The 13,269-nt window shown below is 68.5% G+C and carries 13 protein-coding genes; 5 read left to right on the forward strand and 8 right to left on the reverse strand.

Annotated elements, in window-relative coordinates; genetic code table 11:
- Nucleotides 1–150 precede the first annotated feature (150 nt).
- Nucleotides 151–633 (reverse strand): Lrp/AsnC family transcriptional regulator, encoded by a 483-nt coding sequence (locus tag JOE30_RS06650; protein ID WP_027506980.1) that lies wholly within the window; start codon nt 631–633, stop codon nt 151–153.
- Between the two features lie 238 nt (nt 634–871).
- Between JOE30_RS06650 and JOE30_RS06655 the strand changes: the two genes are divergently transcribed.
- Nucleotides 872–2,500: a polysaccharide biosynthesis tyrosine autokinase gene (locus JOE30_RS06655; RefSeq protein ID WP_204869898.1), complete on the forward strand. Its 1,629-nt coding sequence runs from the start codon at nt 872–874 to the stop codon at nt 2,498–2,500.
- Here the strand turns inward: JOE30_RS06655 and JOE30_RS06660 are convergent.
- From JOE30_RS06660 to JOE30_RS06675, 4 genes are all read right to left on the reverse strand, one after another.
- Nucleotides 2,491–3,057 (reverse strand): hypothetical protein, encoded by a 567-nt coding sequence (locus JOE30_RS06660; RefSeq protein ID WP_204869899.1) that lies wholly within the window; start codon nt 3,055–3,057, stop codon nt 2,491–2,493. The two genes, JOE30_RS06655 and JOE30_RS06660, sit on opposite strands and share 10 nt — an antisense overlap.
- Before the next feature lie 2 nt (nt 3,058–3,059).
- The gene (locus tag JOE30_RS06665) at nt 3,060–3,431 is read right to left on the reverse strand and encodes a hypothetical protein (protein ID WP_204869900.1); all 372 of its coding nucleotides are present in this window, start codon (nt 3,429–3,431) and stop codon (nt 3,060–3,062) included.
- Between the two features lie 85 nt (nt 3,432–3,516).
- Nucleotides 3,517–4,029 (reverse strand): low molecular weight phosphatase family protein, encoded by a 513-nt coding sequence (locus tag JOE30_RS06670; RefSeq protein ID WP_204869901.1) that lies wholly within the window; start codon nt 4,027–4,029, stop codon nt 3,517–3,519.
- Nucleotides 4,030–4,055: 26 nt separating this feature from the next.
- Nucleotides 4,056–5,168, reverse strand: coding sequence for a diguanylate cyclase (locus JOE30_RS06675; protein WP_204869902.1), 1,113 nt, complete (start codon nt 5,166–5,168; stop codon nt 4,056–4,058).
- A gap of 112 nt (nt 5,169–5,280) precedes the next feature.
- Between JOE30_RS06675 and JOE30_RS06680 the strand changes: the two genes are divergently transcribed.
- A complete protein-coding gene (locus JOE30_RS06680; protein WP_204869903.1) occupies nt 5,281–6,603 on the forward strand; it encodes an NAD(P)/FAD-dependent oxidoreductase in 1,323 nt (440 codons plus the stop codon).
- A gap of 146 nt (nt 6,604–6,749) precedes the next feature.
- Nucleotides 6,750–8,315 carry an Hsp70 family protein gene (locus tag JOE30_RS06685; protein ID WP_204869904.1) on the forward strand — a complete coding sequence of 522 codons (1,566 nt, stop codon included), beginning with the start codon at nt 6,750–6,752 and terminating at the stop codon, nt 8,313–8,315.
- Nucleotides 8,316–8,457: 142 nt separating this feature from the next.
- Here the strand turns inward: JOE30_RS06685 and JOE30_RS06690 are convergent, their stop codons facing one another.
- The 3 genes from JOE30_RS06690 to JOE30_RS06700 are packed head-to-tail and all read right to left on the reverse strand — an operon-like array spanning nt 8,458 to nt 10,819.
- Entirely contained in the window at nt 8,458–8,994 is a 537-nt protein-coding gene (locus JOE30_RS06690) for a YdcF family protein (RefSeq protein ID WP_307806087.1), read from the reverse strand.
- Between the two features lie 5 nt (nt 8,995–8,999).
- Nucleotides 9,000–10,532, reverse strand: coding sequence for a sugar transferase (locus tag JOE30_RS06695; RefSeq protein ID WP_204869905.1), 1,533 nt, complete (start codon nt 10,530–10,532; stop codon nt 9,000–9,002).
- Nucleotides 10,529–10,819, reverse strand: a complete 291-nt coding sequence (locus JOE30_RS06700; RefSeq protein ID WP_307806088.1) for a phosphopantetheine-binding protein — start codon at nt 10,817–10,819, stop codon at nt 10,529–10,531. Before JOE30_RS06700 ends, JOE30_RS06695 begins: the two co-directional genes overlap by 4 nt.
- Before the next feature lie 180 nt (nt 10,820–10,999).
- On the opposite strand from JOE30_RS06700, the gene JOE30_RS06705 reads away from it, so the two are divergent.
- Together JOE30_RS06705 and JOE30_RS06710 are read left to right on the forward strand one after the other, a co-directional pair.
- The gene (locus JOE30_RS06705) at nt 11,000–11,776 is read left to right on the forward strand and encodes a GNAT family N-acetyltransferase (protein WP_204869906.1); all 777 of its coding nucleotides are present in this window, start codon (nt 11,000–11,002) and stop codon (nt 11,774–11,776) included.
- 231 nt (nt 11,777–12,007) lie between these two features.
- Nucleotides 12,008–13,267 (forward strand): glycosyl hydrolase family 28-related protein, encoded by a 1,260-nt coding sequence (locus tag JOE30_RS06710; RefSeq protein WP_239532503.1) that lies wholly within the window; start codon nt 12,008–12,010, stop codon nt 13,265–13,267.
- Nucleotides 13,268–13,269: the final 2 nt, after the last annotated feature.

The raw sequence follows: 13,269 nt of genomic DNA on the forward strand, positions 1-13,269 counted from the left end.
ATTGCTGCTTGGGGACGGCCACGACTGCGGTCTGCAGACCCCGGGCGTATCACCTGTCGGACGGTATCAGCGTGGAACCTGCGTCGAGGGACTGTTACGCGCTTCCGTCGGTCTCGAGCCTTGTTTTGCGTGCGAGTAACAGGAGCGGCATCAGGAATTGTCGTTCTCGCGCGCAAGTCTTTCGATCAGAGGTCTGGTGCGATACGGAATTGCTTCACGCATGACCACGGAGACCGTCGTGCGTTCGACTCCGGGGACCGCGAGAATGAGTCCGGCCACGCGATACAGATCATCGGCGTCGGCAGCCGAGACGCCGATCTGGAGATCTGCTCCGCCCGAGACACCGACCACCTCGGTCACCTCGGCGATGTCTCGTAGTCGATCGATGACCGCTTCGAGGCGGTGTTGGTCCGTCACCGCGCCCACGTACGCACGAAGGGGATACCCCAGGTCCCGAGGGGACACGAGCCGGTCCATCGGGGCGAGAGTATGTGAGTCGTCCCAACGAGAGAGCCTGGCCTGGACCGTGTTTCGAGCCAGCCCGAGGACCGAGGCGAGATGGACTCCGGTGGCGCGAGGGATGTCGCAGAGCGCGAGCAACAGGCGAGCATCGGTGCGGTCGAGCTTGGTCACGTGGTGAACTGTGCCACACGGCGAGCGGAGCAGGTCGAAGTATGCAGTGCTCACGAGACGGTCGTGAATTCGGAAATCGGTGTTTCTCACATTTATCGCGTAAAAACCGGAGCGGGGCTTTCGCCCTGTTCCGAGATGCCCGACGGTCACGACATGGTTAAGGTGAGTCCAGAAGTTTGCCCCTGATGTGTGGTCCGGATGCTCGGTCCGGCCGTCATCGATGTGAGGAGTCGTCTCGGTGGAGATATCTGATTACGTGAGGATTCTCCGCGCGCGGTGGATCGTGATAGTGCTGACCACGGTGATCGCCGCAGCGGCGTCACTGGTGTTCTCGCTCGTGTCCACGCCCGTCTACGAGGCCTGCACGCGGCTCTACGTCTCCACCGGCTCGTCGTCGTCCTCGGTGACCGAGGTGTACCAGGGCAACCTGGCCTCGCAGCAGCGCGTCGCCTCCTACACGCAGCTCCTCGGCGGCGAGAGCGTCGCGCAGCGCACCATCGACAGCCTCGGCCTCTCCATGAGCCCGTCGACGTTGGCGTCGAAGGTCCGCACCACGTCCTCACCCGACACCGTGCTCATCGACACGTGCGTGTCCGACTCGAACGCCACCACGGCGCGCGACCTCGCCAACGGCATCGGTACCACCTTCGTGGACTTCGTCGACGATCTCGAGACGCCTCCCGGCGGCGGCGCTCCGCTGGCCCAGGTCAGCGTCGTCGAACCGGCGCAGGTGCCCACCGGCCCGATCTCGCCCAAGACCACCCGCAACCTCGCGCTCGGTGTCGCCGTCGGTCTGCTGCTCGGTATCGCGCTCGCCGTGATCCGCGACCGGCTCGACAACACCATCAAGGACCGCGCCGCCCTCGCCGATCTCTCGGGCGTTCCCGTCGTCGGCGTCGTGCCCTTCGACAAGACGATCAAGGAGGAGGCAGCGCTCTCCTTCGCCGAGTCGTCCTCCGGCACCGCCGAGGCGTTCCGCGAACTGCGCACCAACCTCCAATTCCTCGAGGTGGACTCGCCGCCCCGTGTCATCGTCGTGACGTCCGCCGTGCCCGCCGAGGGCAAGACGACCACGGCCGTCAACCTCGCGCTGGTCCTCGCCGAGGCCGGCCACCGCGTGGCGCTCATCGAGGGCGACCTGCGTCGTCCCCGTGTCTCGAAGTACCTCGGCCTCGTCGGGTCCGTCGGCTTCTCCACCGTGCTCTCCGGGCAGGCGGACGTGCAGGAAGTGTTGCAGCCGACCAAGTTCCACGGCGTCGACGTGCTCGCCTCCGGACCCTTGCCGCCCAACCCGTCCGAGCTGCTCGGCTCCGAGGCGGCCCGCACCGTCATGGACACGCTCCGCGCGAGCTTCGACTACGTCGTCGTCGACGCACCGCCGTTGCTGCCCGTCACCGACGCGTCCGTCATCACGGCGCACGCCGACGGCGCCATCGTCGTGGCGCGCCACGGCCACACTAAGCGCGACGAACTCACCCGTGCACTGGGCAACCTGACGCAGGTGGGCGCTCCGATCCTGGGCGTCATCCTCACGATGGCCCCGTCGCGCGGCAAGCGGGACTACGACTACCGCCACTACTACGAGACCGACACCACCGTCGCTCGTCAGGACGCTCCGTCCGCCGCCGTGCGGCCGGCAGCGCCGGTCGTGGTCCCCGAACCCGCACCGGAGCCCACCCCCGAACCGGCCCCCGAGACCTACCCCGCGCCTCGCTACGAGCCCACTCGGAGCCATGGCGGTCGAGCTGCTCGACGTCAGGCCGAGGCCGCCGGCAACGGGTACGAGGCCGGCAACGGGTACGACGCGGAGCAGGTTCCGAGCCGATCGACGATGCGTCCGCCGCCTCGCCGTCCGTATCAGTCCTGACGGCGGCGGTTCACGAGGGCGACGCCTACCAGTGCGCCGAGAAGGGCGCCGGTGACGGTGTAACCGACAGCAATCGCGTCGACGTCGAGGCGAGGAACGTTGTCGACGACGGTGTCGTCGAAGGACGCGCCGTCAGGTGTCGGTGCCACCGCGAAGGACGAGTCGGTCACTCCGACGATGTGGACGACGGGCGGGTGCACGGTCGAGACGATCGCACCGGCGGCACCCACTGCTGCACCCGTGACGGTCATCGCGACGACGATGCCGATCGCTCGGCCCACGAGGTGCCGGCGGGAGACATAGTTGTACGTCAGCCCGCAGGCGACACCGATCAGGGCCCCCAGAAGAGGAAGCACCAGAACGGTCGGCCACCAGGTGGGGCCGTCGACGTGGCGCAGGTAGTCGGAGACGCTGATGTACCCGACATCGGTCGGTGACATGTGGGGCGGCGGTTCGGCGTCGACGTAGATCCGCGGAACGACGTAGTGATGTCCGAGCGCAGTCGACAGTCCCAGCACGAGACCGAACAGTGCCGGGGCGGCCGGGGGACGCCGCACCGTCAGTTGTCCCCCGACTCTGTGTCTCCCGACTCGGCGTCGTCCGCGTCGGTGGTGGTCGTGGACGTGCGGGTGCGCCGCGTCGTGGTGGTCGGCTCGTCGGCGGTCGTGGATGCGGTGGTGGTCGGAGGCGGCGTGGTGGTGCGCCGGGGTGTGGTGACGGGTGCGATCTGCCACGTCGGGGACGGCGGCACCTCGATGGTGGGGGCGTAGGTCAGGCTGCCCACGACGGCGACCGTGCCGTCGATGGGTGGGGGAGAGACCCGACGAACGTCCGCGTCGAACACCCCGCCGGCGGCAGCGACGGTGAGCCCGCCGGCCAGGGCGGCCGCGGCGATACCCGTCACGACGGCGACGGCAGCTCTCTCACGCATGGTCTCCGTGCTCCGTTTCCGCCCGTGTCCTCGAGCCGGTTCATACCGTAGCCGGGGAAACGGCTGGTGGCAGTCCGAACAGAGGTCAGCGGGCGGCCCAGATCTCGAACAGGGGGCCGAGCGCCTCGGAGATGGCGTCGCCCACCCGCTCGTACACGTCGGTCGACTGACCGATGGGATCCATGATGTCGAGCTGCGTCACCGGGTTCGCCGCGCGCTCGGAGACCCACGCGGCAGGGTCGATCACACCGGTGCGCCGCGCGAACTCCGCGGCCTCGAGCAGGGTGAACGTGCGCCGGAGGTTGCGGGGCGCCACCGTCAGCACCTCGTCCCGGTGCCGCGAGGTCATCGTCAGCACCAGATCCGCGCCGGACGCGATGGTCGGGGTGAGCCGGCGGGCCACGAACCCGGTGGGATCGCCGCCCAGGGACTCGAGAACGCGGGCCGCCTCGGCCTGCACACCGTGCCCGATCACCGCACGCGTGCCGGCGCTGTCGGTGGTCACGTCCAGCTTCAGATCACGGGCGAACGCGGCGGTCAACCGTTCCGCGGTGGGGGAGCGGCAGATGTTGCCCGTGCAGACGTAGAGGACATGCATGAGCGGAGTGTAGGTGCGTGCCGGTCTCAGGCGCGCACGCTGTCCGTCGTGGTGTACGCCTGGTCGTCGAACCGCAGGCTGTCCCCTCCCGCGCGCTTCGCCTCGTACATCAGCCGGTCGGCGCGGCGGATCAGCAGATCGACGTCGTCGGCGTTGCGGGTCCACCTGTTGCCGGGGATCCAGGCGACTCCGGCACTCGCCGTGACGGGTACCTCGTCGGCGTCGCACCGGACGGCGGCGTGGACGTCGTCGAGACGGTTCCGCATCTCCGCCCACGGCACGATGCCGACGACGCAGAACTCCTCACCGCCGAGACGGGCGACGTACGCCCAATCGGCCGTACGGGTCTGCAACCGTTCGGAGACCCGTCGCAACACCTCGTCTCCGCCGTCGTGACCCACGCGGTCGTTGACCGACTTGAACCTGTCGAGGTCGATCACCATCATCGCCACCACCTCGTCGTGGCGCGCCGTCGCCAGCAGCGGCGCGTGCACCACTGCGCCGAGCCCCCGGCGGTTGAGCGCCCCGGTCAGCGGATCGGTACCCGACTGGTACGCGTCGTCGCGCAGGTTGGACAGCGGGATCTGCGAGAGCAGCGGTGCGAGGAGGAACAGCGCCAACTGCACGACCAGCAGAACGGACAGGTAGGCCACGTCTCTGCCGCCCTCCACGGCGGCCGAGACGAAGAAGTACAGGGACACGGCCACCGTCAGCGCGATGTGCGCCATGAGCGTGCGGATCGAGTGGAAATAGCCGCAGTAGATGCCGAGCAGGGCGAACACCACGGACACGGTGAACGAGGCCTGCACGTCGGCCAGCATCGACAGTCCCACCACCAGCGCCACGTCGTCGCCGAACAGGAAGACGAGGGATTGTCGACGAGACGGCCACGTCCCGCGGAGCCACAGCAGCGCCGACACGGCGCCGGTGACCAGAGCGGCGATGAACGCGCCGCGTGCGAGCGGTGAGGAAGGTGCCCCACTGGTGAAAAGCATGAGGGAGCCGGCGAGCACCACCATGAGCACCACTGCGGCCATCATGTGGCGGTAGGGCCGCTGCAGTCCGCGCTGCGCCATGTAGCCGGGCATCGCGGAGTAGTCGAACGGTCGACTCCACCAGTCACCCACAACACGGAACATCGACTGGCAACTCTCGGCTGGGAAGAATGGTGAAAGGCAAACCTACTCACAGGGTCGTGACGACGCACCACTTCGTTACACCACTGCGACCTCACGTGACAGGATTTCGAGCATGGTTGATGAACTCTCACGACAGCGCCCGAGTGTCGTCGTCGTCGGCGGCGGATTCGGCGGGCTGTACGCCGCCCGACGACTGCGCCACATCGACGGCGACGTCACCGTGATCGACCGCGGCACATCGCACGTCTTCCAACCGCTGCTCTACCAGTGCGCCACCGGCCTGCTGTCCGAGGGGTCCATCACCTCGCCGCTGCGGCACCTCCTACGTCGGCAGAAGAACACCCACGTCGCGCTCGGGGAGGCGTCGGGCATCGATCTCGAGAAGCGCCGCCTCACCGCCTCGCGCATCGACGGGTCGACCTTCGAGCTGCCCTTCGACTACCTCGTGTTCGCTGCCGGTATGCGGCAGAGCTATCACGGCAACGAGGAGTTCGCGAAGTACGCGCCCGGCATGAAGACCGTCGACGACGCGCTCGCGATCCGCCGCAAGCTCATCAGTGCCTTCGAGATGGCCGAATCGCTGCCCACTCCCGAGGAGCGCCGGCCCTGGCTCACGTTCGCGGTGTCCGGTGGCGGCCCCACCGGCGTGGAGATCGCCGGACAGATCCGTGAACTCGCGGTGGGCGCGCTCGAGCACGAGTTCCGCGCGATCGACCCGAGCGAGGCGCGGGTGCTGCTGTTCCACGGCGGTGACCGCGTCCTCGAGTCGTTCGACGCCAGGCTGTCGGCGAAGGCTCAGAAGACCCTCGACCACATCGGGGTGGAGACCCACCTCGGCGTCCACGTGACCGACGTGACGGCCGACCGCATCGAGGTCACCCGCAAGGCGGACAAGCAGAAGACGATGTACGACACCCACACGGTGCTGTGGACAGCGGGCGTAGAGGCGGTGCCGTTCGCCGGCACCTTGGCGTCGGCACTGGGCGTCACGCAGGCACGCGGCGGACGTATCCCGGTGGAGAAGGACCTCTCGGTCGCCGGGCACCCGAACGTGTACGTCGTGGGCGACGTGGCCGCTCTCGACGACCTGCCCGGCGTCGCGGAGGTCGCCATGCAGGGTGGCCGCCACGCGGGCGCGATGATCGCGAAGACCATCGAGAACGGGACGCGCGCGTCGTCGCCCTTCAAGTACCACGATCTCGGCAGCGCGGCCTACATCGCGCGTCGACACGCACTGCTGCAGGCGGGCCCGATCCAGCTCTCGGGCCTCGCCGGGTGGGCCGCGTGGGGCGCGATCCACATCGCGTTCCTCTCGGGTCGACGCAACCGTGCCGGCACCTTGATCAACTGGGCCGCGACCCTCGCCTCGGGAACTCGGCGGGAACGAGCGGTCACGTTCGGCGATCCGGAGACCGCGCGCATGCCCTACGCGTGACCTGCCTCCGGACAAAGCGGACGCGTGGCCCGTTTGTACGGTCATAACAGTCGATGTGACGGCGATGGTGCGGCCTGGTTACACTCTGTGATTGCACGCGCGCGTCGGGTTCGTCGTGCGGTACATCGGTCCGGACAAGGCGGCTCATGACAGTACTGGGAGTGTCGGTGGGCACCAGTGCTGTGCGCTTGGCCAGGCCCGTTCAGGGGCTGCGCGCCGGCGTCGAGGCCGCCTTCCGTCACCGCGCCATCGACACGACGTTCGACCAGGCCGAGCAGCTCGCGGCCGAGTCCATCGGCGTCATTCTGGCCGACCCCGCTGATCCCGAGTCGATCTCCGCCACCGGCGTCGCCTACCGCGACGACGCGCAGGCCGGTGCCGTCGCCCGGGCCATGGCCCGCCAGCACATCGTCAACTACCGCCTCGTCCCCGAAGTGCATGCCGCCGTGCAGTTTCTGCGGTCCACGGGCGATCTCGACGGGCTCCACGTCGTCGCGTTGTACGACCTGGGCAGCTCGGGTCTGAGCGTCACCGTCGTCGACCTCGACAACGGCCAGGTGCTCGCCTCGGAGCGCAGCTTCGCCGTCAGCGGCAACATGTTCGACGCCACCATCCGCGACAACCAGATCGGCCGCCAGCAGAGCGGTCTGGACGACGTGGACGGGCGCGAGTTCGAGCTCCGGTGCCGCGTGGCCAAGGAGCAGCTCTCCTCGAGCGGCGCCGTGTGCCTGCCGGGTATCGGCGGGCTCATCCTGCTGTCCCGCGAGGCGTTCGAGTCGATGGTCGCCGTCCCCATCGAGCAGTCCGCGCGGCTCACCCGCGACGTCATCACCCGCGCCGGCCGCCCGGTCGAGGCTCTCGTCATGATCGGCGGCGGGTCCCGCATCCCCCTGGTCCGGGCGACGCTCGCGGGCTGGGTCGGTCTGCCCACCATCACGCCTGCAGAGCCCGAGTTGGTCGCCGCGAAGGGTGCGGCACTGTCCGCGACTCCCGTGGACGGGCAGTCGAACTCCGGTCCCGTCCCGATGGCCGCCCCGCGTTCCGCTGCCCCTGCCCCGACCGTCGCGGCACCCATGGTGTCCGCTCCCGCGGTCGCCGGGCCGGTCGAGCCGCGCACGCAGGACACACCGGCACCGGCTCCGGAGAAAGCGCTCAGCGCACCGTCCGCGGAGACCATGGCCTACAGCGACGTGGAGAGCCGTGAGCACTCCGCGCGCGACATCGACCATGCGGCGCGCGACTCGGAGCACCGCCCCGACGTGGCGGATCCGCGTGCGGCGGAGACTCCCTCGTGGCTGTCCGGGTCCGGTTCCGCAGCGCCGGAACAGCGGTCGTCACGCCCACGGCTGCCGCTCATCGCTGCCGTCGGTCTCGCGGTGATCGCTGCCGTCGGGCTCGCGCTCGGCTACGGCGCGACGCCGTCGCAGTCCACCGCCGACGTCACCCCGGCCGATCAGGCGGGCACGTCGAGTTCGGACGCACCGTCGACGACGTCGGCGACCACCACGCGGACCACCACCACGACGGTGCCGCCGACCACCACCACCGTTCCGCCGGTCGCTCCGGCTCCGGTGGAGGCGCCCGCTCCGGCCGCCGAGGTTCCCGACGTGGCTCCGGCCCCCGCGCCCGCTCCGCCGACCATCCCGGGTCTCCCCGGTGTGCAGCTGCCGCCCGGCATCCAGATTCCGCCGGGTCTGATCCCCGGGTTCTGATCCTGCCGGTCGCGGCAAAAGTTGTTGTGCTGCTCGTGAATATCGTCGAACACGAGCGCCGTAGCCCCCGACGGCATCGCATCGCAGCGATGCCGCACTACGGCGTTCGTGTTCGTCGCGTGTCCGGGCCGTCAGGCCACGGTCACGAGCACTCGCTGTCGAGTGCAGCCTTGATGTAGCCGGCAGTCTGATAGATGTAACTGCCGATCCACTCTCCGATCCCCTCCTGAGTGGGGTTGGGAGACATGGTGACCTCGCCGTCGAAGCACTGCTGGACGATGTAGCGCGACCGAGACAGGTGCGGCGTGTAGGTGACCACGATGATGTGTTTCCAGTTCTCCGCGGCGGCGCGACGTTTGATCTCCTCCGCCTCGCCCTTCGTGGAGTACGGATCCGGGAGGAAGCACGACACCGTCACGGTGTAGGTGCCGTTGCAGATCTGCTGCATCCGTACGTCGTCGGGGCCCACCGAGTTGGAGAGCACCACTTCCGGTGCGTACCCCTGCTCGGCGATGTCGATGCCGTAGTGGAAGCGCCCGTAGGGCTTTCCCCCGAGCACCACGACAGCGTCGGCCGGTCGGAGTGGGTCTGTCTGCGGGTGGACGTACACGGGCCATCCCGCGGCCACGACGGCCACGAGCAGGACTGAGCACGCCACCAGAAGGCGGCGAAAGGTCACGAGTCTCAGCCACCGGTCCGCCGCAGTACGGACAGGACCGTACGGAGCAGGATCTTGACGTCGAGCCAGAGGCTCCAGTTCTCGATGTAGAAGTTGTCGTAGAGCGCGCGGTCCTTCAGCGAGGTGTCGCCTCGGAGTCCGTGCACCGCAGCCCATCCCGTGAGGCCGCCGGGCACGCGGTGACGCGCGGAGTAGCCCGGGATCTCGGTGGTGAACTTGTCGACGAAGTGGGGTCGCTCGGGCCGCGGACCCACCAGGTCCATGTCGCCCACCATGATGTTCCACAGCTGAGGCAACTCGTCCAGGGAGGTCTTGCGCAGGAAGCGGCCCAGTCGCCCGACGCGGTCGTCCTGGGAGATGTTCCACGTCGTGTCCGACTCGGTGCGCGACGCGGGCTTCATCGACCGGAACTTGAGGCAGGCGAACAGCTGACCGTTGCCGGTGACGCGCAGCTGCTTGAACAGCACGGGCGCGCTGGGATCGGAGAACCGCACGGCCGCCGCGATGGCGAGCAGGAGCGGGGACAAGACGAAGAGAGCCATACCCGCAAGGATGCTGCTCAGGATGCGCTTGATGCGCCAGGCGAGCGACCGGTGCGCGTCGCGTCGGATACGCACCAGCGGGATGGCGTGCAGTCGGTCCATCTCACCGGTGACGCTCACGAACTCGAACAGACGCGGCACCACGAAGATCTCGCAGTCCATCCGGTCGCACTCGCGCAGCAGCGTCAGCAGAGCCGACTCCCGCATCGCCGAGAACGCGATGACGATGGTGTCGATCTGGTGCAGGTCGATGTAGGTCCGCAGCTGGTTCGCCAGCGGCTCGACGGGGATGTGGCTGGCCACACTCGCCGGCATCGGGGAATCGTCCAGCAGCGCGTGTGGCTCGAGACCGTGCTCCGGGTAGGACTGCATGCTCTCGACGAGCTGCGTGGCCACGAGCCCACTGCCGATCACGACGGTGCGGCGCTGGAAGCGCGGCCGACGCCGCAGCCGGCGGGAGACGAAGTAGGACGCCTCGCGGCCCGCCATGGTGGCCGCCAGGACGGACAGGGAGATGAGGGCGGCCGTGAGCAGGGTGGTGGACGGCGCCACGATGACGATGGCGCTCATGGAGACCAGCAGCACGATGGCGGCCATCAGCGGCAGATCGTCCAGCATCGACAACGTGAGACGCTGACGACGGCGCTGCGGCAGCACCGCGAAGACGACGATCAGCACGGTCACGATCACCGGGTGGCCGTCGAACGGCGCGAGCAGGATCGCGAGGGAGACGAACATCGACTCGAGGACGATGCCGAGCACGGCGCTCAGGTGCAGAGCCGGCCAGCGCGACAGACGGCTGCGCGGATCCGGGATGTTGGGACGGAGCGGGATAGGCGGGCTGACCTGGGTGGCCGTCGCCTCCTGCGCCGCCTGTGCGTACTGCACGGCCTCGGCGTGGCGGGCGAAGCGGGGGAGCAGGTTCTCCGGCTCGAGATCGGGCAGATCGGCCCCGCGGAGATCGATCGGCGAGGTGTCGGGATGCGAGGTGGTCATCGGCTCGCCTCCGTCTGCACTGCCGCGGACGTGTCGGCCACATGGTCCAACGCGTCACGAATGCTGGCGATCGTGGAGAACGTGGAGCGCCGCAGCAGGTGGTCGGGGAACTCGACCTGGGCCGATTCCTCCAGATCCACGAGCACGGCCACGCTGGCGTGTGAACTCAGGCCGGCGTCGAACAGGTTCTCGTCGTCGCTCAGCGTCCACGGATCGACGGGTAGTCGACCGGCTCGGTGCAGCGAGCTACGGACGATGGTGTCCCGGGTTGGTGACGGGTGCGTCACGAGGGTTTACTCCTTGCCTACGGTTCAGACAGACAGTCACGCTCATATCGCGCCCCGCGGCGAATGCATCGTCGACTTACATGGAAGAACTCGACCGCGGCGGCTCTTGTAGTGGCCGCAACAATCTACGAGAAGTGTATACGAGATGTTTCCGTACCGCAGGAAGGTTTTGGTGAGGGCGTGAGTGAGATGCCGATCGGACGGTCGTCGGAGCGCGAGATGGAGGCGCTGCGGCAGTCGTTCGGACAGACGACGCGCTCCTGGGCGGACCACACGTTCGAGTCGACCGAGTCCGGATGGGTGGCATTCAGCGGGTTGGCCCGGCCCGACTACAACCTCGCCCTGGTGCACGGCGGAGACGCCGCTGAACAGGTCGGACGAGTGATCGACTCGGTGACCGCGCTCCGCCGACCAGCCCTGGTGATGCTGGCCGGCGCCGGCCTCTCGGGGGCGCAGACCCTGGCCGACGCCGGCTGGGTGAGCCTGCAGGCCATGCCGTTCATGCACCGGTCCACCGGTGGGTCGCGCCCGGTGGACGGGGTGCGCGAGATCACAGAGGACGACCTGCCCGCCTGCCAGGAGGTCGCGTCGCTCGCGTTCGGGGTGGGTCCCGAGCTGGCCGCCGCCGTCTACACCGCCGAGACACTTCGTCGTCCCGACGCCATGGCGTTCGGCCTGTTCGTCGACGACGAGCTCGTCTCCTGCCTGCTGTCCTGCCGCGCCGGGGACACCGTCACGGGGTGGGCGCTGGCCACCCATCCCGACCACCGACGTGCCGGGCACGCGGCGCGCCTCATCGCCGGTGGCAAGCACGTCGAGACCGGGCTGAACGGGCCGTCGCAGGATCTGTGCCTCGCCTCCCCGGCCGGCGTGCCGCTCTACGCGTCACTGGGCTTCCACACGACGGAGTACTGGCAGGTGTGGTCGCGGCCTCGGTGGGTGCTCGGCGCCGCGTGACGGCCGACACACTTTCCGGCCTTTGTCTTGGTGGGTGGGCGCGAAACACGATGCCCATCAGTGAACGGCTATCGATGTGACAGCCGCGGTCGGTCTTTTTCGCACCGGCGTGTATCGCGGGTCACCCGGGGCGGCGCGTCGCGTTGTGAATGCGCATTTCTTTGCTTGTGTATCGGTAGGCGCCGAGCGGGGGCAGGAGATGCGCCGACCACGATGGTGAAGGGGTGAACCATGAACGACAGAGGTCCTTCGGTTTCGCGACTCGACCGCCGCGCACTGCTCATGGGGGGACTGGCCGCGGGGGTGGGCACCACCCTGGCGGCGAGCAGCATCCTCGCGCAGGCCGACGACCCCGTGGCCGTGACCCTGGCGGCGGGTGAGACCGACCCCGGTGCCCTGCTCGGGTGGGTCAACGTCAAGGCCGCCCCGTACAACGCGAAGGGCGACAACGCCGCCGACGACACCGCCGCCGTCGCCGCCGCGTACACCGCTGCGCAGCAACAGAATCGGCCACTGTACTTCCCGCCCGGCATGTTCCGGGTGCGGTCGCTCCCACAGTTCGCCAACTACGCCACCGTGTTCGGGGCCGGTGCCGATCTCACGACGATCGTGCACACCAGCTCGGGCACGCTGCTCACCCTCAGGGGCCGCCAGCGCGTCGCACTGAAGAACCTGGGCATCTTCTCGTTGGATCCCTCGTCGCTGGCCGTGCTGCTCGACGCCTGCTTCCGCTGCTCCTTCGACTCGGTGGTCTTCCGCGGTAACCACACCCCGCAGAGCTACCCCCGGTTCCTGCCGCAGAAAGGCGTGTCGTTGATCAACAACACCGGCGGAACGTCCTTCGTGAATTGCGATTTCAACAATTACGGAACGGCGATGTCGACGACGGCCATTCAGTCGTACATCGCCAACTGCAAGTTCGCGACCAACTGGATCGGGCTGCTGGGAACGGGCAACAATTTCGCGTCGGGAATGGCCATCGTCAACACCGAGTTCGTCTCCGACATCAACGCGAACACCACGACGTCGCATCTCGTCGTGGACGGCCGGGCCAACGACTGGTGGCTCACCAACGTGTGGTTCGAGGGAGCGGCGACGGCCCTCACGATCGGCAAGGCCGGCACGGGCGGACCGTCGCAGTTCGGCATGGTCAACTGCAAGGTCGCCGCCCGCGGGATCTGCCTCGATCTGCAGCGCTGCCGCCAGCCGTACCTCGCCAACGTGGCGTTCGACGCCGACCAACAGTCGAATCCCCAGCTCATCAGGGTGAACGCGCAGTACGTCGCCGAGGGGACCGCGATCAACCTCATCACCAGCCAGGGCGCCGACTTCCCCGGCAACACCTTCCCGGGCGGCTGGTCGGTGCTCGGCCGCGGCAAGCTCTTCTCCGCCGGCGGCGGACCCATCGTCAAATCGCCGGACGGCAAGAGCTGGCGGCTGTCGATCAGCAACACCGGTGTGGTGAGCGGGCAGAACCTCGGGGTGCTGTAGGG

Origin of the sequence: Rhodococcus sp. PvP016 (assembly GCF_017832185.1) — a bacterium.
In the GTDB taxonomy this organism is placed as follows: domain Bacteria; phylum Actinomycetota; class Actinomycetes; order Mycobacteriales; family Mycobacteriaceae; genus Rhodococcoides.

What these genes read in the sequence shown, in the direction of transcription:
- JOE30_RS06665 (WP_204869900.1), bottom strand. Translation starts at nt 3,431, where the DNA reads ATGCGTGAGAGAGCTGCCGTCGCCGTCGTGACGGGTATCGCCGCGGCC.
- JOE30_RS06670 (WP_204869901.1), bottom strand. Translation starts at nt 4,029, where the DNA reads ATGCATGTCCTCTACGTCTGCACGGGCAACATCTGCCGCTCCCCCACC.
- JOE30_RS06675 (WP_204869902.1), bottom strand. Translation starts at nt 5,168, where the DNA reads ATGTTCCGTGTTGTGGGTGACTGGTGGAGTCGACCGTTCGACTACTCC.
- JOE30_RS06680 (WP_204869903.1), top strand. Translation starts at nt 5,281, where the DNA reads ATGGTTGATGAACTCTCACGACAGCGCCCGAGTGTCGTCGTCGTCGGC.
- JOE30_RS06685 (WP_204869904.1), top strand. Translation starts at nt 6,750, where the DNA reads ATGACAGTACTGGGAGTGTCGGTGGGCACCAGTGCTGTGCGCTTGGCC.
- JOE30_RS06695 (WP_204869905.1), bottom strand. Translation starts at nt 10,532, where the DNA reads ATGACCACCTCGCATCCCGACACCTCGCCGATCGATCTCCGCGGGGCC.
- JOE30_RS06710 (WP_239532503.1), top strand. Translation starts at nt 12,008, where the DNA reads ATGAACGACAGAGGTCCTTCGGTTTCGCGACTCGACCGCCGCGCACTG.